The organism is Streptomyces sp. NPDC048507 (assembly GCF_043199995.1).
Classification (GTDB): Bacteria; Actinomycetota; Actinomycetes; order Streptomycetales; family Streptomycetaceae; genus Streptomyces.
In genome coordinates, this window is sequence record NZ_JBICWZ010000001.1 from 565,171 (window position 1) to 586,214 (window position 21,044).

General features: G+C 74.2%; 14 protein-coding genes. 8 read left to right on the forward strand and 6 right to left on the reverse strand.

The window, feature by feature from the left end:
• The gene (gene xdhB, locus ACGFXC_RS02625) at nt 1–2,400 is read right to left on the reverse strand and encodes a xanthine dehydrogenase molybdopterin binding subunit (RefSeq protein ID WP_393708721.1); all 2,400 of its coding nucleotides are present in this window, start codon (nt 2,398–2,400) and stop codon (nt 1–3) included.
• Complete coding sequence (locus ACGFXC_RS02630; RefSeq protein WP_393708723.1) at nt 2,397–3,887, reverse strand: xanthine dehydrogenase small subunit; 1,491 nt, start codon at nt 3,885–3,887, stop codon at nt 2,397–2,399. Before ACGFXC_RS02630 ends, xdhB begins: the two co-directional genes overlap by 4 nt.
• Before the next feature lie 511 nt (nt 3,888–4,398).
• Here ACGFXC_RS02630 and ACGFXC_RS02635 point away from each other — a divergent pair.
• From ACGFXC_RS02635 to ACGFXC_RS02660, 6 genes are all read left to right on the forward strand, one after another.
• Nucleotides 4,399–4,629 (forward strand): DUF5133 domain-containing protein, encoded by a 231-nt coding sequence (locus ACGFXC_RS02635; protein ID WP_393708725.1) that lies wholly within the window; start codon nt 4,399–4,401, stop codon nt 4,627–4,629.
• A 59-nt stretch (nt 4,630–4,688) separates the two neighbouring features.
• Nucleotides 4,689–5,786: a glutamate--cysteine ligase gene (locus ACGFXC_RS02640; RefSeq protein ID WP_393708727.1), complete on the forward strand. Its 1,098-nt coding sequence runs from the start codon at nt 4,689–4,691 to the stop codon at nt 5,784–5,786.
• Nucleotides 5,787–5,842: 56 nt separating this feature from the next.
• Nucleotides 5,843–6,154 carry a hypothetical protein gene (locus tag ACGFXC_RS02645; protein WP_393708729.1) on the forward strand — a complete coding sequence of 104 codons (312 nt, stop codon included), beginning with the start codon at nt 5,843–5,845 and terminating at the stop codon, nt 6,152–6,154.
• Nucleotides 6,155–6,430: 276 nt separating this feature from the next.
• Nucleotides 6,431–8,212 (forward strand): N-acetylglutaminylglutamine amidotransferase, encoded by a 1,782-nt coding sequence (locus ACGFXC_RS02650; protein WP_393708731.1) that lies wholly within the window; start codon nt 6,431–6,433, stop codon nt 8,210–8,212.
• Nucleotides 8,213–8,277: 65 nt separating this feature from the next.
• Nucleotides 8,278–10,368 carry a S9 family peptidase gene (locus ACGFXC_RS02655; protein WP_393708733.1) on the forward strand — a complete coding sequence of 697 codons (2,091 nt, stop codon included), beginning with the start codon at nt 8,278–8,280 and terminating at the stop codon, nt 10,366–10,368.
• Between the two features lie 158 nt (nt 10,369–10,526).
• A complete protein-coding gene (locus tag ACGFXC_RS02660) occupies nt 10,527–10,772 on the forward strand; it encodes a hypothetical protein (RefSeq protein WP_393708734.1) in 246 nt (81 codons plus the stop codon).
• Between the two features lie 30 nt (nt 10,773–10,802).
• On the opposite strand, the gene ACGFXC_RS02665 is transcribed toward ACGFXC_RS02660, so the two are convergent.
• A complete protein-coding gene (locus tag ACGFXC_RS02665; protein WP_393708736.1) occupies nt 10,803–11,729 on the reverse strand; it encodes a SigB/SigF/SigG family RNA polymerase sigma factor in 927 nt (308 codons plus the stop codon).
• Nucleotides 11,730–11,936: 207 nt separating this feature from the next.
• Here ACGFXC_RS02665 and ACGFXC_RS02670 point away from each other — a divergent pair, with 207 nt between their 5' ends.
• Nucleotides 11,937–12,149, forward strand: a complete 213-nt coding sequence (locus tag ACGFXC_RS02670; RefSeq protein ID WP_393708737.1) for a hypothetical protein — start codon at nt 11,937–11,939, stop codon at nt 12,147–12,149.
• Nucleotides 12,146–13,024 carry a hypothetical protein gene (locus tag ACGFXC_RS02675; protein WP_393708739.1) on the forward strand — a complete coding sequence of 293 codons (879 nt, stop codon included), beginning with the start codon at nt 12,146–12,148 and terminating at the stop codon, nt 13,022–13,024. The genes ACGFXC_RS02670 and ACGFXC_RS02675 overlap by 4 nt, the downstream gene beginning before the upstream one ends.
• Before the next feature lie 9 nt (nt 13,025–13,033).
• On the opposite strand, the gene ACGFXC_RS02680 is transcribed toward ACGFXC_RS02675, so the two are convergent.
• The 3 genes from ACGFXC_RS02680 to ACGFXC_RS02690 all read right to left on the reverse strand — a co-directional run bounded on the left by ACGFXC_RS02680 (nt 13,034) and on the right by ACGFXC_RS02690 (nt 20,867).
• Nucleotides 13,034–14,512: a branched-chain amino acid ABC transporter substrate-binding protein gene (locus ACGFXC_RS02680; protein WP_393708741.1), complete on the reverse strand. Its 1,479-nt coding sequence runs from the start codon at nt 14,510–14,512 to the stop codon at nt 13,034–13,036.
• A gap of 4 nt (nt 14,513–14,516) precedes the next feature.
• Entirely contained in the window at nt 14,517–16,499 is a 1,983-nt protein-coding gene (locus ACGFXC_RS02685; protein ID WP_393708743.1) for a hypothetical protein, read from the reverse strand.
• 147 nt (nt 16,500–16,646) lie between these two features.
• Entirely contained in the window at nt 16,647–20,867 is a 4,221-nt protein-coding gene (locus tag ACGFXC_RS02690) for a molybdopterin-dependent oxidoreductase (RefSeq protein ID WP_393708745.1), read from the reverse strand.
• Nucleotides 20,868–21,044 lie beyond the last annotated feature (177 nt).

Below are 21,044 nucleotides of genomic sequence, written 5' to 3' on the forward strand. Positions count from 1 at the left end.
TCAGGCATGACTCAAAGCGCTTGCGTCGGCCGGGACATCACTGCCTCCGGACGGGTGAGCGCCCTCCCGCGCACCGCCGGCGCGGGCCGACTCGACCGCCCAGTACACCGCCTCGGGCGTCGCGGGCGAGGCGAGTTCGACGCAGGCCCCGGCGGGCCCGAACGCGGCGGCCGCCTGCCGCAGCGCCTCCCGCACCGAGAAGGCCAGCATCAGCGGCGGCTCGCCGACCGCCTTGGACCCGTAGACCGCCCCCTCCTCGGTGGCGTTCTCCAGCAGCCTGACGTTGAACTCCTCGGGCATCTCCGAGAAGCTCGGCAGCTTGTACGTGCTCGCCGCCTGCGTCAGCAGTCTGCCGCGGCCGGGTCCGTCACCCGCGTCCCACCGCAGGTCCTCCAGCGTCAGCCAGCCCGCGCCCTGGACGAAACCGCCCTCGACCTGACCGATGTCGATCATCGGGGAGAGGCTGTCGCCGACGTCGTGCACGATGTCCACCCGCCGGATCCGGTACGCGCCGGTGAACCCGTCCACCTCCACCTCGGCCGCGGCCGCGCCGTAGGAGAAGTACTTGAACGGGGAGCCCTGGAAGGCCTTCGCGTCCCAGTGCAGTCCTTCGGTCCGGTAGAAACCCGCCGCCGACAGCTGCACCCGCTGGAAGTACGCGGTGCGCACCAGGTCGTCCCAGGGCAGTTCCCGGTCGCTGCCGAGCACCCGCGCCACGCCGTCGACGATCCGCACGTCCGAGGCGTTCGCGCCGAGCTGGGAGCCGGCCACCGTCAGCAGCCGCTCGCGGATCTGCTCGCAGGCGTTCTTGACCGCCGCGCCGTTGAGGTCCGCCCCTGCGCTGGCGGCGGTGGCGGAGGTGTTGGGCACCTTGTCCGTGCGCGTCGGGGCCAGCCGCACCTTGTGCAGCGGGATGCCCAGGGTGGTCGCGGCCACCTGGAGCATCTTCGTGTGGAGACCCTGACCCATCTCGGTGCCGCCGTGGTTGATCAGGACCGAGCCGTCCTTGTAGACGAGCACCAGCGCGCCCGCCTGGTTGAAGGCGGTGAGGTTGAAGGAGATCCCGAACTTGATCCCGGTGAGGGCGAGTCCGCGCTTGGTGTGCGGGTGTGCGGCGTTGAAGGCCTCGATGCCGCGCAGGCGCTCGGCGACGGCGGCGTCCTCCTTGACCTGCCGCCAGACGACCGAGATGCGCTCGGGGTGCGGGACCGGCTGCCCGTAGGGCGTCGACTGGCCCTGCCGGTAGAAGTTGCGCTCGCGCAGTTCCATCGGATCCAGGCCCAGCAGCGGCGCGCACCGCCCCATGATGTCCTCGATCACCAGCATGCCCTGCGGTCCGCCGAAGCCGCGGAAGGCGGTGTTGGAGACCTTGTTGGTCTTGGCGATGCGGCCGGCGATGCGGGCGTGGGGAATCCAGTACGTGTTGTCGATGTGGCACAGGGCGCGGGCCACCACGGGCTCGGACAGGTCCAGGCTCCAGCCGCCGTCCGCGGTCAAGGTGGCGTCCAGGGCCTGGATGCGGCCCTCGGCGTCGAAGCCGATCTTCCAGCCGGCGTGGAAGCCGTGGCGCTTGCCGGACATGGTCAGGTCCTGGGTCCGGTTGAGCCGCACCCGCACCGGACGGCCGGTCAGCAGGGCGCCGAGCGCGGCGATGGCCGCGAAGCCGTGCGGCTGCATCTCCTTGCCGCCGAAGCCGCCGCCCATCCGCAGGCACTGCACGGTCACCTCGTGGCTGTGCAGGCCGAGGACGTGCGCGACGATCTCCTGGGTCTCCGAGGGGTGCTGGGTGCTGCTCTGGACGAACATCTGCCCGTTCTCGTCGACGTGGGCCAGCGCCGCGTGCGTCTCCAGGTAGAAGTGTTCCTGGTCGGAGAACTGGAACTCCCCGCTGAACACGTGGGCGGAGTCCTCGAACCCGGCGTCGACGTCACCGGTCAGCATCAGGGGGCGGGCGCCGTGGAAGCTCCCGGCCGCCATCGCCTCCCGCAGCGTGATCACCGAGGGGAGTTCGTCGAGTTCCACCTCGACGGCCGCGGCGCCGAGCCTGGCCGCCTCCAGGGTCTCGCCGAGCACCCAGGCGACCGCGTGGCCGTGGAACATGACCGCGTCGGGGAACAGGGGTTCGTCGTGCTTCATCCCCGCGTCGTTGACGCCGGGCACGTCGGCGCCGGTCAGGACGCGGACCACACCGGGCACCGCGAGCGCGGGTGCGGTGCGCAGCGCGGTGATCGTGCCGTGGGCCTTCATGACCTGCACCGGGTAGGCGTGCAGGACGTCCCTGGTGCGGTGGATCAGGTCGTCGGTGTAGAGCGCGGCGCCGGTGACGTGCAGTCCGGCGCTCTCGTGCGGCATCGACCGGCCGACGACGGGGTTCTCGGGACGCTGGGACAGATGACTCATGACGACACCGCCTCGGTGGTTCGCGCGTACAGCTTGAGCAGGCTCTGGCCGAGCATCGCGGAGCGGTAGCCGGCGCTGGCGCGGTGGTCGTCCATCGGGGTGCCCTGGGCGCACAGCACCCGGGCCGCGGCTTCCACGGTCCCCGCCGTCCACGGCGCGCCCTCCAGGGCCGCCTCGGTGGCGAGCGCCCGGATCGGGGTGGCGGCAACGCCGCCCAGACCGATGCGGGCCTTGCGCACGATCCCGTCCTCGATGTCGAGCGCGAAGGCGACCGCGACGCTGGAGATGTCGTCGAAGCGCCGTTTGGCGATCTTGTGGAAGGCCGTGACGGGGGAGAGCGGCAGCGGGACGCGCACGGCCCGGATCAGCTCGCCGGGGCGGCGCACGCTCTGCCGGTAGCCGGTGAAGTAGTCGGACAGGGGGACCTCGCGCTCACCGTCGGCGCCCGCGAGGACGAGGGACGCCTCCAGTGCGAGCAGCACCGGCGGGCTGTCGCCGATGGGGGAGCCGGTGCCCAGGTTCCCGCCGAGGGTCGCGCTGTTGCGGATGAGCCGGGACGCGAACTGCGGGAACAGCTCGGCCAGCAGCGGGACGCGGCCGTCGAGCCGGCGTTCGATCTCCGTGAGCGTCTGTGCCGCCCCGATCTCGATGTGGCCGGACGTCTCGCGCAGCTCCCGCAGTTCGGGAAGACGGTCGACGGCGACCACGCAACCGGCGCGGCGGGAGCGGATGTTGACCTCCACGCCCCAGTCGGTGCTGCCCGCGACCACCACTGCGTCGGGCCGGTCGCGCAACAGCCGCAGGGCCTCGGACAGGCTGCCCGGCCGCAGGAAGGTGCTGTCGTCCACGGCGTAGGCGGTGGCGGCCGGTTCGGGCGGGGACTGCTCGCGGCGCCGTGCCAGGGGGTCGCCCTCGGCGGGACTGCCGACGGCGAACGCGGCGTCCCGGATCGGGCGGTAGCCGGTGCAGCGGCACAGGTTCCCGCTCAGCGCGTGCAGGTCGAACCCGTTGGGACCGTGCTCCCCGTCGGCGTCCGCTGCGGACCCGGCGTCCGGTGCGGCGGCGTCCGGTCCGGGGTGGGCGCAGCGGCCGGGCCGGTAGTACTCGGAGGCCATGCTGCAGATGAACCCCGGTGTGCAGTAGCCGCATTGGGAGCCGCCGCGTACGGCCATCTCCTCCTGCACCGGGTGCAGGGCGGCCGGGGTGCCGGGTTCCCCGACGGTGGCGAGGCCCTCGGAGGTGATGACCTCCTGGCCGTCGAGCGCCGCGACGGGCACCAGACAGGCGTTGACGGCCACCCAGTCGGTGGGCTTGTGCACCCCGGGCCGGGCCACCAGGACGGAGCAGGCTCCGCACTCACCCTCGGCGCAGCCCTCCTTGGTGCCCGTGAGGCCGCGCTCGCGCAGGAAGTCCAGCACGGTGGTGTGGGCGGGGGCCGGTGCGATCGGGGTCTCTTTCCCGTTGACCGTGATGCGCGCCGCTACCATGGCAGGCCCTCGTTCCGGCGCGTGGTCGAGCTGACAGTCGTAGTCGCCATTTCAGGTCTTTCTCTTGCAGTGGCGCGGCGCGATGACCCGCGGCGCGACACATCGGCACAGGCAGACGTGCCGTGAACGGTGACGAAAAGAGTGATGAAAAAAGGGGGGAAGGTACCGGGGCCGCGATCGGGCACGCCGGTGAGAAGAGGGCTGCTCAGCAGCCGTGTGCGACACGACCGGGAGTCCAGGCGATCTGGTGCGCGAGGCGAAGTATTCCGGAGATGGTCGACATCCGACTTCGCCCCCTTCCAGTTGCTCCCGAGCCGGTCCGGTCGAAACTACGTGCCGCGGGTTCGCCGGTCAAGCGTTCGTCGGTCGATTCCACGAAGGCGGACCGCTTTCCGGGGGCCGCCCTCGTACGCGCATCCAGCGGACCGCCCCGCGACTTCCGACGGGATTCAACGGTGATCGGCGGGGTACCCGACGGGCTGATCGTTCCGCTGGAGAAAGGCACCCACCCATGCTGATGGCGCACCCGGCCGTGCTCCCCGGTCTCGTCGACCGCTACTGGGCGCTGTCCGTACTCGATGCCACGGGCGAGGGCTCGCCCGTGCGCAAGGAGATCGAGGACGTGGAACGGGCCCTGTGCGTGGCCACCGGAACGACGGACGTGCACGCCGCCCTGATCGCCGCCCGGCACCAGCTGCCGGGGGCGGGCACCCTGGACGATTCCGTCCTCGCCCCCGGCTGACGGGAGCCCGGCCGCCCGGCCGCAGGGGTGATCATGGTGCGGCCGGGTAGTCGCCATCAGTGATCACCCTGGGAGTGGAAGAGGAATATCTGCTGGTCGACCCGGTCTCCGGCCTGCCGCGACCGCTCGTGGAGGACGTGCGGCGCACGGCCGGCCTCGGGTCCGTGGCCGGGCAGGACGAGGTGCAGGACGAGCTGCTCCAGGCGCAGATCGAGGTGGCCACCCCGGTGTGCTGGACGCTCGACGAGGTCGGCGGCCACCTGCTCCGGCTGCGTCACGCCCTGGCCTCGGCGGCCGAGGCCAACGGCTGCCGCCTCGCGGCGACCGGCGCCGCGCCCCTGCGCGTCCCCCTGTCCGTCCCGGTGACCCGTACGCCCCGGTACCTGCGGATGGCGGGGGCGGCCCGGCAACTGGTCGACGAGCAGCTGATCTGCGGGATGCACGTACACGTGGGGGTCCCCGACGCGGAGACGGGCGTCGCGGTGCTGAACCGGATGCGCCCCTGGCTGCCGGCCCTGCTGGCCATGTCGGGCAACTCGCCGCTGTGGGACGGCCGGGACACCGGGTTCGAGAGCTGGCGCACCATCGTCTTCGGGCGGTGGCCCGTCAGCGGTCCGCCGCCCCACTTCGACGGCCCCGGCGACTACGAACGCAGGCTGACGGCCCTGGTGGACTCCGGAGTGATCGCGGACCGGGCCCAGGTCTACTGGCAGGCCAGACTGTCCGACCGCTACCCGACCGTCGAGCTGCGCTGCCTGGACGTACAACTGCGGGCCGAGGACGCCGTGATGTTCGCCGGCGTCGTCCGCGCGCTGGTCGCCACGGCGATCGCCGAGGAGAAGGCGGGCCTGCCCCCGGTCCCGCCGGCCCCGCCCGAGGCGGCGGCGGCCCGGAACTGGCACGCGGCCCGGTACGGGCTCGACAGCGCCCTGCTCGATCCGCGGGGGCGGGCCCGCGGCGGCCACGACGTCCTGAGCTCGTTGCTGCGCCACCTCACGCCGGCCCTGGAAGAGGCCGGCGACCTCCGCGAGGTGGGCGCACTGACGCACCGGCTGCGGCGGGAGGGAACCCCCGCCGGGCGGCAGCGCCGCGCCATGGCGGACGGCGGCCTGCCCGCCCTGCTCGACCTGATCACCGGCGCCGTGACGGCCGGCTGAGGCCTCCGGCGCGCGGTGCGGGGGTTGAACGGGCCCGGCGCGGGCAGCCGCAGGCGGTGAGCACGAAATCCGGGCCGCCGCTCACCCCCGACGGGCACCACGTCGTCATCGGCGGCCGCCGCTGGCGGGCCACCGACCCCGCCCTCCCGGCCGATGCCGGGGCCCGGCTGCGCGTCCACCTGATGGCGGCCCGCAGGGCGGTCGCCGCCGCCCGCCGGGCCGACGACCCGCGGGCCGAGCGCGCCGCCCGGGACCGGGTGCAGACGGCCAAGGTGGCGCTCGGGGAGCGCGGCGTCCCCTGGTGGGAGCAGAGCACGGCCGAGCGGCGCACCCGCTGGCGCGAGGGCCTCGCGGCCCTCGACGCCTGAGCGCCGCCCCGGCCCCGCGCGGGGGCGCCCCCGTTTGCGGGCGCCCGCGGATCGGGGTCCGCTGGAGGGGCCGGCCGGTTAGCCAGCCGCCCGGCGGGCAGGCGCCCCGCATGTCGACCGCCGCCCGGTGGTCCGGCCCGCGCGGTGCGGGCCCGGCCGGGCGTAGGAGTGGAAGAACATGACGCACGTGGCCGAGACCTCCCCGACGAGCATGCCGAGCGGGGCCGTACGACGACGGCCGCGCGAGGGCGCCGTACGACCCCGGACGGGTGCGCCGTGTGCGGTCTGAGCGGGGAAGTGCGCCGGGACGGGCGGCGTCCCGACCTGGCCGCAGTCGAACGCATGACGGACGCGATGGAGCCGCGGGGGCCCGACGGCAGGGGCGCGTGGTCCCAGGGAGCGGTGGCCCTCGGCCACCGCCGCCTGAAGGTCATCGACCTCTCGGAGCGCGGAGCCCAGCCCATGACCGACGCCCGGCTCGGTCTCACGGCCGTCTTCAACGGCTGCGTCTACAACCACCGCGAGCTGCGCGCCCGCCTGGAGGGGCTCGGGCACCAGTTCTTCTCCGACTCCGACACCGAGGTCGTCGTCAAGGCGTACGCCCAGTGGGGCCGGGCCTGCGTGGAGTTCCTGACCGGCATGTTCGCCTTCGCCGTGGTCGAGCACCACACGGGACGCGTCGTCCTGGTGCGCGACCGGCTGGGCATCAAACCGCTGTACGTCACCCAGGACGACGACCGGCTCCGGTTCGCCTCCACCCTGCCCGCCCTGCTGGCGGGCGGCGGCGTCGACACCTCCCTCGACCCGGTGGCCCTCCACCAGTACCTGAGCTGGCACGGCACGGTGCCCGCGCCCCGCACCGTGCTGAACGGCGTGCGCAAGATCCCGCCGGCCACCGTGCGCGTCGTCGAGCCGGACGGCACCCAGCACGACCACCTCTACTGGCAACCCTCCTACACCCGCCGCCGCGACCTCGGCGAGGACCCGGCGGCGTGGCGGGAGGCGGTGCACGACGCCGTGCGCACCGCGGTGCGGCGGCGCACCGTCGCGGACGTGCCCGTGGGCGTGCTGCTGTCGGGCGGGCTGGACTCCAGCCTGATCGTGGCCCTGCTCGCCGAGGACGGCCGTGAGGACCTGGCGACCTTCGCCATGGGCTTCGAGGCGGAGAACGGCGAGGAGGGCGACGAGTTCCACTACTCCGACCTGGTCGCCCGCCGGTACGGCACCGACCACCACCAGTTCCTGATCCCCTCCGACCGGCTGCCCGCCGCGCTGGAGGACGCGATCGGCGCCATGAGCGAGCCGATGGTCAGCCACGACGCGGTGGCCTTCCACCTGCTGGCGGAGCAGGTCGCCAAGGAGGTCAAGGTGGTGCTGTGCGGCCAGGGCGCGGACGAGGTGTTCGCCGGCTACCACTGGTACCCGCAGATCGCGGCGGCCGGCCGCGCGGGCGCGGCCGCAGCCTACGCGGACGCCTACTTCGACCGGACGCACCACGAGATCACCGCCCTCCTCGGCCCCGGGGCCGCCCCCGCCCACGATGCCTCGACGGAGTTCGTGCGCGCCCACATGGCCGCGCCGGGGGCGCGGACGGCCCTCGACGCCGCCCTGCGCATGGACGTCCACGCCCTCATGCCGGACGACCCGGTCAAACGCGTCGACAACATGACGATGGCCTGGGGCCTGGAGGCCCGGGTGCCGTTCCTGGACCACGAGCTCGTCGAGCTCGCGGCCGCCTGCCCCCCGGAGCTCAAGCTCGCGCAGGGCGGCAAGGCCGTGCTCAAGGACGTCGGCCGGACGGTGTTGCCGAGGGAGATCGTCGACCGGCCGAAGGGCTACTTCCCGGTCCCGGCGGTCCGGCACATGGCGCCCCCCGTCCTGGCCCGCGTACGGGAGGCCCTGACGGCCCCCGAAGCCCGGCGGCGCGGCACATTCGACCCCCGCCGGGTGGCGGAGCTGCTGTCGGCGCCCGACCGGCACCGGACGAAACGCGGGGCCAATGCCCTGTGGCAGGTGGCGACCCTGGAAATCTGGCTCCAGACCCACGGCATCGACTGAGCCCCCGCCACCCCCGCCACCCCCGCCCCGCCCTCCCCGCAACCGGCAGCCCCCGGAAGGAGCCCATGTCCCCGGAATCCGCGCGGCCGGCCCCCGGACCGGTCCGGCTGGCCGACCACGGCGGCGGCGATCCGCCGACCCTCCTCACCGCCCACGGGTGCTGGTACCCCAGCGCCGACCCCACGGGCGAAAACGTGGCGTACGTCTGCGACCGCGCCGGGGTCCCGCAGCTGTGGAGCGGGCCCGCGCGGGGCGCGCAGGCCCACGCCCTCGACGCGGGCCCGGACCCGGTCACCGAGGTGGCCTGGTCGCCCGACGGCCGCTGGATCGCCTACACCACCGCGCCGGGGGGCGGCGAGCACACCCGGGTCCTGGCCGTGCGCCCGGACGGCACCGGACGCCGGGTCCTCGCCGGATCGGAACCGGGCAGCTCGGCCCACCTGGGGTGCTGGACCCGGGACGGCACCGCCCTCGCCGTCACCGTCGCCCAGCCCTCCGTCACCGGTGCCGGTCACGCCGGCCCCGGGCACCTGGCGGCCGACGCGGGCGCACGGCCGGGGGAGCCCGGGGCCGCCCCCGGCGCCGCCCCGCCCGGCCGCGACGGGCCCGCGACCCTGCTCGCGGACCCCGGCGCACCCGCCGCCCCCGAGGCCGCGCCGGAGCCGGAACCCGGCCCGGACGGCGGTGGCGGCGGCGCGCTGGCCGCCTACCTGATCGACCCCGACGGCACGCACGCGCCCGTCCTGCTCCTCGCCGAGGCCGGGGCCGCCTCCCTGCGGGTGTGCGACGTCAGCGCCGAAGGCCGCCTCGCGCTGGTGCGCCGCGGCCCCCGCGGCCACCGCGAGGCACTCGTCCTCGACATCGCCTCGGGCCGCACCACCTTCGCGCTGCACGTCGCCGACGGAGACCCCTGGATCGGCCGCTTCTCCGCCGACGCGCGCACGCTGTGGCTGCGCAGCGACGCGGAGCGCGAGTTCGCGGCGCTCCTGCGGGTCCGGCTCGACGCGGACGGGGCGGGCCGGCACCTGTCCGTCGCCGCCGGACGCGAGGACGCGGGCCTCGACCTGCTGTCCGTCCCCGCCCACGGGCGCTGGGCCTTCCTCGCCTGGAACGAGCAGGGCACCACCCGGCTGGAGAGCGTGGGCCTGCCGGCCGCCGCCGGGGAGGGGGCCGGGCCGCGCCACCGCTCCGTCCTGCCCCACGAGGTCGTGACCCGCATCGCCCCGCTGGAGCAGGGCGGCCTGTACGCCGCCCTGTCCGGTTCGCGGCGCCGGCCCGGCATCTGGGAACTGGACCGCGGGCTCGTCCCGGCGCGCACCGGCTGGACGGCCCGCGACGCCGACGCGGTCCCGCCCGGGCGGCCCCCCGTACGGCCGGTGCCCCTGCGCTGCCGGGCCCGCGACGGGCTGGTGCTCGGCGGCTGGTACTACCGGGCGCCCGGCCCCGGCCCGGGCCGGCCGGCCCCCTGCGTGATCCACCTCCACGGCGGCCCCGAGGAACAGGAGCGGCCGGTGTTCGATCCGCTCTACCACGAGCTGCTGGGCCGTGGCCTGGACGTGTTCGCCCCCGACGTCCGCGGTTCGTCCGGCTGGGGACGCTCCTTCGTGGACGCCGACCTCGGCGCGGGCCGCTTCGCCGCCATCGACGACGTCGCCGACTGCGCCGCGCACGTCGTGGAACTCGGCTACGCGGACCCGCTGCGCCTGGGCGTGATGGGCCGCTCCTACGGCGGCTACCTCACCATGGCCTCCCTGGTGTGGCACCCGCACCTCTTCCGCGCCGGGGTCGCCGTCTGCGGGATGTCGGACCTCGGCACGTTCTTCGCGGGGACCGAGCCGTGGATCGCGCGGTCCGCGGCCGCCAAGTACGGCCACCCGGAACACGACCGGGAACTGCTGCGCGCGCTGTCCCCGATGAGCCGCGTCGACCGGCTGCGGGCGCCCGTCCTGGCCGTCCACGGCGAACACGACACCAACGTGCCGCCCACGGAGTCGGAGCAGTTCGTCCGCGCGGCGCGCGAGCGGGGGGTGCCCGCGCGGCAGCTGACGCTGCGCGACGAGGGGCACGAGTTCCTGCGGGCGGACAACCGCAGGCTCTACCGGCGCACGGCCGCGGACTGGCTGGAGCGCCACCTCGGCCCCGGCCCGGCCGGCTGACGGCCCGGCCGGAGGTCCGGACGGCGCTGCCGCCGTGCCGGGCGGCGGCGGATCTGGGAGCGTGTACGGCACGGGGCGGACCGCCCCGTGGTCGGCCGGGGGAAGCCCGCGCGGGGGAAGCCCGCCCGAGGAGAACCGGAAGCGGAGGCGAGCTGCGCATGACCGAGAGCGCAAGTCCCTATCTGGCAGCGGCCCGCATCATCGTCCTGGGCGTGCAGCACGGCGACCCGCCGTTTCGGATCGTGGAGGTCGACGGCGAGTTCGTGGGAACCGCCCGGTCCATGACGGACGTGCTGCTGATCGCGACCGCCGCCGGGATCACCGTGCACGACCTGGACGACCCGGACGAGGTCCACTGGGTCGGCGGCGGCAAGTTCCACTGGCGGCCCGGCGAAGGCTCCTGACCGTACGGCACGGGCGGACGCACGGGGCGATCAGGAGTCGAGCAGGGCGCTGCGCAGGCCGGTGAGGACGCGCGTCAGGAGGCGGGAGACCTGCATCTGGCTGACCCCGAGTTCGGCGCCGATCTCCGACTGGGACATCTCCCGGCCGAACCGCAGGTGCAGGAGCTCCCGGTCCCGTGGGGAGAGCCGCTCCAGCAGCGGGCCGAGGGCGTGCAGGTTCTCGAACAGTTCGATGGCCCGGGGGGTGTCCTCCGCGACCGGCTGCCGCTGGAGGCCGCGGGCGGGGGAGTGCTCCTCCCCGGCCGGGGCCGGCGGATCGAGGCTCTCCGTCGCGTAGCCGTTGGCCGCGACGAGCCCCTCGATGACCTCCTCCTCGTCCAGGCCCAGCCGGTCGGCCAGCTCCCTGACGGTGGGCGCGCGTCCCTGCGCCGCGGTGATGGCGTCGCGGGCCTTCGCGAGTTCGACGCGCAGTTCCTGGAGCCGGCGCGGGACGCGCACCGCCCAGGTGGTGTCCCTGAAGTGCCGCTTGATCTCCCCGGTGATGTAGGGGAGGGCCAGGGAGGAGAACTCGACGCCGCGGTCGGGTTCGAAGCGGTCGATCGCCTTGATCAGCCCGATGGTTCCGGCCTGGATCACGTCCTCCATCTCCGTGCCGGCGCCCGCCGGGCTCCCGGCCCGGCCGCGGAAGCCGCGGGCGGCGAAGTGCACCAGCGTCGTGTTCATCTCGATGAGCGTGTTGCGGACGTACTGGTGCTCCGGCGTCCCCTCGGCGAGGCCCGCCAGCCGGGCGAAGAAGACCCGGGAGAGCTCCTTGGCGTGGTGCGCCGGGAGCCGCCCGGGCCGCCGCACCACGGGCAGCCCGGGATACCCGTCCGGAAAGGCGCTCGGGGCCGCGGTCCCCGGCGGCTCGTTCCGGATGGCGGAGCCGGTGGTGGCGTCGGCCGCTGTGGAGCGCACGGGCACGGCGGTTCCCTTCTGTCGTCTGAACGGGCCGGAACCCTGTTCCTGCCCGCCCGCCGGGCCCCGGCCCCGGGCCCTCCGCCCCCTTCCCGGGGGACCTACGGCCCGGACCCGGCCCTCCCCGGCGCCGGTTCTCGCGTACGGGTCGTCCAGCGGCGCGGGACTGCCTACGATGGGGGGCTCCTCCTCGGGATGTGGGATGCGATGGCGATGAACTCGGCCGACCGGCGACGCGTCTGGCTCGCCGCGCTGGCGACCCTGGCGACCCTCGCCGGGGTCCTCGCGACGCTGTGGGCGACGGACACCATCGGCGGTGACCGCAACGAGTGCCGCAACCAGTCGGTGTGCGGCCACGACAACCGGACCGACTTCGGCGGAACGGCCCCGTCGACGCCGCCGGCGGGGGCGGGCCGGTGAAGTGGACCGGAGCCGCCACCACGCTGGCGCTGGGCGCGGGACTCCTGCTGGCGGGCTGCTCCACGAACGAGTGCTCCGCCGGTTCGGTGTGCGGCAACAGCAACGCGGTCGGCCGGACGGCGACGACGGGCGCGCCCGCGCCCGGGCCCTCCGGCGAGACACCCCTGACGTACACCGTGGAGGAGGTCAACCCCTGGGACTCGTGCGACGGCGGCCGTGGGGTGGTGTTCATGAAACCGCCCGCCCTCGACGAGGCAGCCGCCGAACTCGGCCGGAACAAGTCGGTCACCAACGCGGAGGAGAACACCGCGTTCCAGAAGCGTCTGGAGGCCTTCGGCACCACCCACGAGGCGGCCCCCGCCGACGTCACGACCCTGCGCCTGAACGTGCAGGGCAAGACGGGGCGGGCCGTCACGCTGAAGAACATCACCGTCAAGCCGCAGGGGACCCAGCCACTGCCGAAGGAGAGCCTGCGGCTGCGCTACGAAGCCGGCTGCGGTGACGGCAACGTGAGCCGCTTCTCGGTGAACCTGGACAAGCGGACGCCCACGCTCGAATTCAAGGAGGGGCAGAGCGACACGGGGACGATGCGGGTCCGCGGCTTCCCCGTCAAGGTGTCCGAGAGCGACCCCGAGAACTTCGAGATCGTCGCGTTCACCTCCGCCGGCCTGCACCGCTTCACCCTCTCCATCGAGTGGTCGGCCGACGGAGTGCCCGGTACGACCGAGGTGAAGCGGAACGACAAGAAGGACTTCGCGGTGGCCTCCGGCAACGGGGGGCCGCAGTACTCCTACGGCCAGGACGGCCGGTTCACCGCCCTCACCACCCGGATGAACCCCGAGGACCCCTTCGCGGAGCCCGCACCGGGCTCCTGAAGGGGCGCGTCACTGCTCCGTGGGCGGTTTGCCCTCGGCCGCGGAGACCTCGACGAATTCGACCTGGCCCTTCCCGTTGAGGCGCAGGACCGGGACGGCCTTGTTGCGCGGGTTCCCGTTGTTCTGGAACGAGATGAAGCCGCTGGCCCCGGCCACCTGCTGGGTGCCGTCCATCTGGTGGAACATCCGGGCCACCGCGTCGCCGACGACCTGGCCCTGCCAGCGGGCGGCCATCTGGATGCCGTGGGCCGCGGCCAGGACCGCGTCGTGGCCCATCAGGGCCCCGCCGTCCTCGCGGGGGTCGTGCGGGAACCACTGGTCCAGCAGCCCGCCCGGCTGGAAGTTCTTCGCCGACGGCACGGACACCGCCTGCGGCGCCGTGCGGTACATGTCGGGGTGCGCCAGGCCGGTGTAGAGCACCTCGATGCCCGTCTCGGCGGCGTGGGCGAGCTGCTCCGGGGTCAGGTTGGTGGTGTCGTCCCCGGTGAACACGGTGAACTGCTGGTCGGTGCAACTGCGGTTGGAGAGCGCGTCGAGGAAGTGCGTGAGGTGCTGGCCGCGGCCCGCGAAGTAGACGAGCTGCGGATGCTGCTGACACAACTGCCCAGGCATGTAGCGCAGTTCGTTCTGCCAGGCGCTGCTGACGGACGAGTCGTAGGTCATCCGCTCGGCGACGAGCCGGTGCTTGTCCCCGTCCTGGAAGGCCTTGGTGAAGGCGGTGCCGAGGGTGGCGGCGTAGAGGTCCCCCTGGGCCACGTCCTGGATGACGACCGCGGTGGAGACGCCCCGCCGCTTGAGGTAGGCGGCGCCCGCGTAGGCCTCGTCCTCGTTCGTCGGCGCGATCCGCACGAAATTGCCGATGCCCTGGATGTCGGTGGCGGTCACGGTGGCCCCGACCATGGCGATGCCGTGGTCGGACAGGCGCCGTATGGCCGCGAGGTTCTCGTTGTTGCTGGGGCCGAGCCCGGCCACCGCGACGAGCCGGTCCGGCGCGTCCTTGCGGGTGATCAGCTCGTCGACGGTGTGCTTCCACTGCGTGGACTTGCTGCCCGGGTTCGCGATGAGCAGCCGGATCTTGGGAGTGGCGGCCAGGTCGCCCCGGTTGTGCCGGTATTGGGCCAGGTAAGCGCCCTGGAGTTCGTGCCGGACGCCCTCGGCGGAGTTGCTGTCGTCGGCGGTCCCGGTGAAGGAGGTGAAGTAGGCGACGCTGACGTACGGATCCTTGTCCGCGTCGGCGAGGACCCGGCGGTTCTCCTCCTCGATCTTGCGGGTCACGGCGTCCAGGTGCGGTGCGAAGACGTAGGCGCCGTCGGTCACGCCCACGCACTCGTCGTCCGGACCCGTCTCCACGACCCCGTCCGCACACCTGGCGTTGCGGTCCTGCAGCCAGCCGACACCGAACCAGAGCGCGGCGGCCAGGACGACGGCGGCCGCGGTGGCGAGGACCACGCGGCGCACGACGTGCAGCGGCCATTCGAGTCTCGGCACGGGGTCAGCCCTCCCAGCCGGCGGTCTGGGGGTCGCGCCAGCGGCGGTAGCGTTCCGCCTCGTTGAACAGGGCCACGATGTCGTTCCTCCGCAGTTGGGACAGCTGGGTGTAGCCGTCGGCGATGATGCCGCCCAGACGCATGGCGGGATCGGCGAGCGGATCGCTCCACACCCACCGGGTGGTCACCAGCGTGTGGATCACGGACTCGGTGTCCCGCACGCCCCCGGGCCGGCGCGGCACGAGCCCGCCGAGGAGCTCCAGCGGCCCGCAGTCGGACGGGAGCCGGTTCGGCGCGGCGGTGACCGCGTCGAACTCGGAGATCCACTGCGCGGCCGGAACGGCGGTGAAGCGCCGCGTCAGGTGGGCGGTGACCTCCTCGGTCCGCCCGCGGGCGAGCTGGTGGTACATCTGCGCCGCCGGCCTGCCCTCGGCGCGGTAGTACTCCGCGAGGAGTTCGTGGACGGCGTCCCACCGCTCCGGGCGGGCCGCCAGCCGCCACAGGAGCAGCCGCCGCAGCCACGGGTGGAGTACGGGGACCACGGCGACGGGCCCCGTCAGCAGCCAGCGCGAGCGGATCTCGCCGAACAGGGAGTCGTCCGGGCTGAGCAGGCGGGTGGCGACGGAGAAGTCCCGGGTGGCGGCGCATTCGGTGAGGACGGCGCGCTGGGCCCCGTCGAAGTCGCGCAGCAGGTGGCCCAGCGCGGTGTCGGCGAGGCCGGCGGACTCCTCCCCGCTGCGCAGCGGACGGTCGGGCAGGGTGCGCAGCCAGCGGTCCTGCTGGGGGCCGGAGTCCGGGGGCGGCCCGGCCTGGCGCAGCACGTCGAGCACCTGGTGCACGGCGCGCGGCAGTCCGCCGGTGAGCCGGTGCACGAAGGGGGTGAGCCGGGTCAGCGGGGCCAGGTCGCTGTTCCCGCCGAGCTGGAGCTCTATCCGGATCCGCACCTCGTCCAGGTTGAGGTCGCGCAGCCGCAGCGGGTACCACCAGGTGTCCTCGCTGTCCCGCGTCGGCCGGTGGGTGTCCCAGTCGGCCAGGGAGGCCCGGTCGGGGCCGCGCAGCTGCCAGGGCCAGGCGTCGCCGGTGGCCGGGCCCCAGCGGGGCAGCCAGCGGTTGGAGCTGGCGACGACGGTCAGCGGGTCGCTGGCGTGCCCGGCCACGACCGTCTCGTCGTGCCGGGAGCGCAACAGCAGGTCCAGGAAGCGGCGCCCGTACTCGGTGTGGGAGTTGTCGAGGAGCAGCAGGTAGGAGCGGGGCATGAAGTTGCGGGCGGTGTTGCGTCTGAGGTCCTCCAGGAAGGCCGAGAACAGGAGGAGGTCGAGCCGCTCCTGCGCGTTCTCGTCCCCCTCGTGGCGCCAGAGGTTGAGCTCCACCAGGGCTTCCCAGGGGTCCGCGCTGCGGGTCACGGGATGGCGCCCGTACCAGTGGGCCCCGGCGGTCAGCCGGTTGCCGAGCCTTCCGCCGAACAGGCCGGGCACGGTGCGCCGGCCCCGCCGCAGGGCGTCCTGGAAGAGGGCGAGCGCGGCGGTCGAGGCCCCTTCGGGCATGCCGACCGCGCCCATGCCCACTTCGAAGAAGGCGGCCAGGTAGTCCCCGTGCCGGGCCTCGTTCTCCTCCTGGAAGCGGTCGAGCTGGCGCTGCACCGCGCGCCGCCCCTCGGCGAGGCTGTGCATGCGCAGTTCCTGGTCGGAGGCGAGCAGGCCGAGGCTGAGCAGGGGGAAGTGGGAGCGCCCGTAGCGGGGCAGTTTGCGTTCGAGCTGGCGGGCCAGCAGCCCGAGCGCGTAGCGCGGCAGCAGGGACTGGGCCCCGCCGAAGTTGACGAAGGCGAAGGGGTAGTCGGGCCCGAAGCGCTCCATGAGCGCGCTGTGCGCCTCGCTGGCCCCGCTGCCGGCCGGCCCGAGGAGCATGGTCAGGGGCCGTTCGGCCGCCGGGTCCTCCTTCAGGCAGGTGCCGACCAGCGACAGGATGCCGCTGCGGCCCCGAAGGCCCATGCCCGTTCCCGGCTCCATCACGTGTGATCCCCCCCAGGACGACGTATCCGAGGACTAGAGACTGCCACTCGCGGCCGCCGTCAGACAGGGGTTTGCCCACCTTGGTCGCGCAGCGCGGTGCGCGGCGGGGGCCGCTCAGGGGGCCGGTCAGTAGACGTCGCGGACGTAGCGCTTGTCGGAGGCCAGCCGGCGCACGTACGAGGCGGCCGCTTCGGCGGTCATGGCGCCGTGCGCGGCGACGATCTCGTGCAGCGCCCGGTCGACGTCCTTCGCCATCCGTCCGGCGTCGCCGCACACGTAGAGGTGGGCGCCGTCCTGGAGCCACCGCCACAGGCGGGGGCCGTGCTCGCGCATCCGGTCCTGGACGTACACCTTGTTGCGCTGGTCGCGCGAGAAGGCGACGTCGAGGCGGTCCAGGTGGCCGGAGGCGAGGAAGGCCTCCAGCTCCTCGCGGTAGTAGAAGTCGGTGGCCGCGCGCTGCTCCCCGAAGAACAGCCAGTTGGCCCCGGTGTGCCCCCTGGCGCGCCGGTCCTCCAGGAACCCGATGAACGGCGCGACACCGGTGCCCGGGCCGATCATGACCGCCGGGGTGGCGGAGTCCGCGGGCGGACGGAAGTGCGGCGAGCGCTGGACGAACACCTGGACCGGGCCGTCGTCGGCGCAGTCCGCCAGGTACGTGGAACAGACGCCCTTGCGGCCGCGGCCCAGGTGGTTGGTGTAGCGGACGACGGACACCGTCAGGCGGACCTCGCCGGGGTGCGCGAGGGGGCTGGAGGAGATGGAGTACAGGCGGGGCTGGAGCCGTTTGAGGACGGTGGCCCACTCGGCGGCGGCGGCCCGGACGGGGAAGGCCCCGATGACGTCGGCGGCCTGCCGCCCCCAGCTCCACTTGGCCAGCTCGCCCTTGTTGTCGGGTCGCAGCAGCCGCTGGAGGCCGCGGTCGCCGGTGCGGGCGACGACGAACTTGAGGAGGTCCGGGGTGATGCGGGCCAGGTCGAAGCGGGTCCGCAGGGCCTCGCCGAGGGCGATGGCGGCGCCGTCGGGCAGGGCGAGCGGCTCGTCGGGGTCGAGGCCGGTGAGGGCGAGCCATTCCGCCACGAGGGCCGTGCCGTTGGCCGGCCACACGCCGAGGGCGTCCCCGGCCTCGTACGCGAGCTCGCCCCCGCGGGTGTCGAAGGCGAACCGGCGTATCTCCTTCTGCGATCCGGGCAGGCTCAGCAGGCGGTTCCCGACGAGCAGGGTCGCGAACGGCGCGGCCTTGGAGTGGCCGCCGGGCGCGGCCGGCCGCGCCGCTGTCGTGGCGGGGGCCGCCGCCGGAGCCGCAACCACGGCCGCGTCCTGCCCGGGAGCCGGTCCGGGAGCCGGTCCGGCGAGGGCGGCGGCGACCCGGTCGAGCCACCGCGCGGCGGCCTCGGCGTAGTCGGGCTCGCAGTCGGTACGGGGGTGCAGGCGGGTGGCGCCGAGTTCGGCGAGGCGTTCGTCCAGGCGGCGCCCGTGCCCGCAGAAGTCCTCGTAGGCGGAGTCGCCGAAGGCCAGCACGCAGTAGCGCAGTCCGTCCAGCCGGGCGGCGCCGGGGGCGCTGAGGCCCTGCCAGAAGCCGGCGCCGTTGTCGGGGCTGTCGCCGTCGCCGAAGGTACTGGTGACGATCAGCAGGTCGGTGGCGGCGGTGAGCCGGGCGGGGCTGGTGTCGGCCATGGCGAGCAGGGCCGGGGCACGGCCGTCCTCGGCGAGCCGGGCGGCCGCGGCGGCGGCGAACTCCTCCGCGTTGCCGGTCTGCGAGGCCCACAGCACGATCAGCTGCCGGGCGGGGGCGGCCGACGCGGGGGCGGCCGGCGCGGGACCGGCCGGCGCGGGGCTGCCCGGAGCGGTACGGGAGAACATCCCGGCCAGCACCCCGTCCACCCACTGCGCCGTCGCGGGGGCGAAGGGCGCGTCGGCGGGGAGCACGGGAACGCCCCCGGGCGGTGCCTGCGCGACCCCGGACAGGTACCCGGACAGGTAGCGGCGCTCCGGCTCCGCCAGCGCCGGGGCCGCGAGGTCGCTCAGACCGAAGAGCCCGGCGAGCACGGAGACGGCCCCGGCCACCCCGCCACCCCGCGCGTCGGCCGGGGCGGGGGCGTGGGCGGGGGCCGTGGTGGTGGGGACGGGGGTGGGAGCGGGCACCGGAACGGCCTCCTTGACCACGCGCAGCGCCACGGCGCACGCTTTGAACCCGGGCTGGAACGAGAGCGGGTCGACGCCGTCGTGGGTGACGGCGTTGATGCTGAGGTACTCCCCGAACAGGTCGTTCCAGTGGAACGGAGCGAAGCAGTTCCCGGGCCGCACCCGGTCGGTGACGACGGCGGGCAGCACGGCGCGCCCGCGCCGGGAGGCGATTTCGACGGGATCCCCGTCCTCGGCGCCCAGGGCGGCGGCGTCGTCCGGATGGAGCTCGACGAACGGCCCCGGGTTCAGCTTCGTCAGCCTGGCGACCTTGCCCGTCTTGGTGAGGGTGTGCCACTGGTGCTGGAGGCGTCCTGTGTTCAGGACGAACGGGTAGTCGTCGTCGGGGAGTTCGGCGGCGGGCAGGTGCGGGCGGGCGAAGAAGCGGGCCCGGCCGGAGGGGGTGGGGAACGCCAGCCGGGGCCGGGTGCCGTCCGCCCGCTCCAGCAGGGTCTGGCTGATGCCGTCGTTGAGGTACCGGATCGGGCTGCGGTCACCGGTGCCGGGGGCCCGGGCCCCGGCCGGGGCCGGCCACTGCACCGGGGTCTCGCGCAACCGCTCGTAGGTGATGCCCCGCAGGTCCCAGCCGGTCTGCGGGTTCCACGCCCGCTTGAGCTCCTCGAAGACCTCCTCGGCGCTCGCGTAGGCGAAGGCGTCGGCGAAGCCCATCGCCCCCGCGACGCGGGCGATGAGCTGCCAGTCGGGCAGGGCCTGGCCGGGCGGATCGACGACGCCCCGTACCAGGGTCAGGTTCCGCTCGGAGTTGATCATGACGCCGTCCGATTCGGCCCACAGGGTGGCGGGCAGCACGACGTCGGCGTAGGCGTTCGTCTCCGTCTCGGCGAACACGTCCTGGGTGACCACCAGCTCGGCCGCCTCCAGGCCCGCGATCACGGTCTTGCGGTTGGCGACGGAGGCGACCGGGTTGGTGCAGATGATCCAGCACGCCTTGATGTCCCCGGCGGCCATCGCCTCGAACATCTCCACCGTCCCGCGTCCGGACTCGGTGCGCAGGCTCCCCGCCCCTATGCCCCACAGGTCCTCGATGAACGCGCGGTCCTCCGCGACGAGGAGCGAGCGCTGTCCGGGCAGTCCCGGGCCCATGTAGCCCATCTCCCGGCCGCCCATCGCGTTGGGCTGGCCGGTCAGGGAGAAGGGGCCGGAGCCGGGACGGCAGATCGCTCCCGTGGCCAGGTGCAGGTTGACCAGGGCGTTGGTGTTCCAGGTGCCGTGGACCGACTGGTTGAGCCCCATGGTCCAGCAGCTCATCCACTCGCCCGCCTCGCCGATCCACCGGGCGGCCCGCCGGATGTCCGCCTCGGGGACGCCGGTGATCTCGGCCACCCGCGCCGGCGGGTAGTCCGCGAGGAGGGCGGGCATCTCCTCCCAGCCCTCGGTGAACTCGGCGACGAACGCCTCGTCGGCGTGCCCGTTCTCCACCAGGAGGTGCAGCAGGCCGTTCAGCAGGGCGAGGTCCGTGCCCGGCTCGATCTGGAGGAACAGGTCGGCCTTGTCGGCGGTCGCGGTGCGCCGCGGATCGACGACGACGAGCTTGGCTCCCGCGGACCTGACCCGGTCCATCATCCGCAGGAACAGGATCGGATGGCAGTCGGCCATGTTCGCGCCGATCACGAGGAAGGCGTCGGCCCGGTCGAAGTCCCGATAGGAACCGGGCGGCCCGTCCGCGCCCAGCGAGAGCTTGTAGCCGGAGCCCGCGCTGGCCATGCACAGCCGGGAGTTGGACTCGATCCGGGAGGTGCGGACGAAGCCCTTGGCGAGCTTGTTCGCCAGGTACTGCGCCTCCAGGGACATCTGTCCGGAGACGTAGAAGGCGAGGGCGTCGGGGCCGTGCTCGTCCAGGACCGCGCGCAGCCGCCCGGCGACGGCCTCGACCGCCGAGTCCACGTCCGTCGCGGCCGGCTCGCCGCCGCGTTCGGAGCGGATCAGGGCGGTGGCGGCGCGCCCGGGGGCGGCCATCATGTCCGCGCTCGTGGACCCCTTGGTGCAGAGCCGCCCGGAGTTCGCCGGATGCCGCTTGTCGCCGGAGACCCGGGTGGCGGTCCTGCGGCCGGTGACGGCGTCCCGGCCGATGTCGAGCACCACGCCGCAGCCGACGCCGCAGTAGGAGCAGACCGTACGCACGCTCTCCGCATCCGGCGTCGTCACCGAGACTCCCTCCGCGGGCCACAGGCTTCGCCCCGCGCGCCCCGGGCGGAGCGCGGCGGGAGTGGGGGTGCCCCACGCCCGAGACGGTAGGAAGCCCGCATTACCGGGCCGTCACGCCCCGCGGACACCCCGTGTAAACCGCACCGCACACCAGCCCCCCTCCAGCTGTGAGCGCCA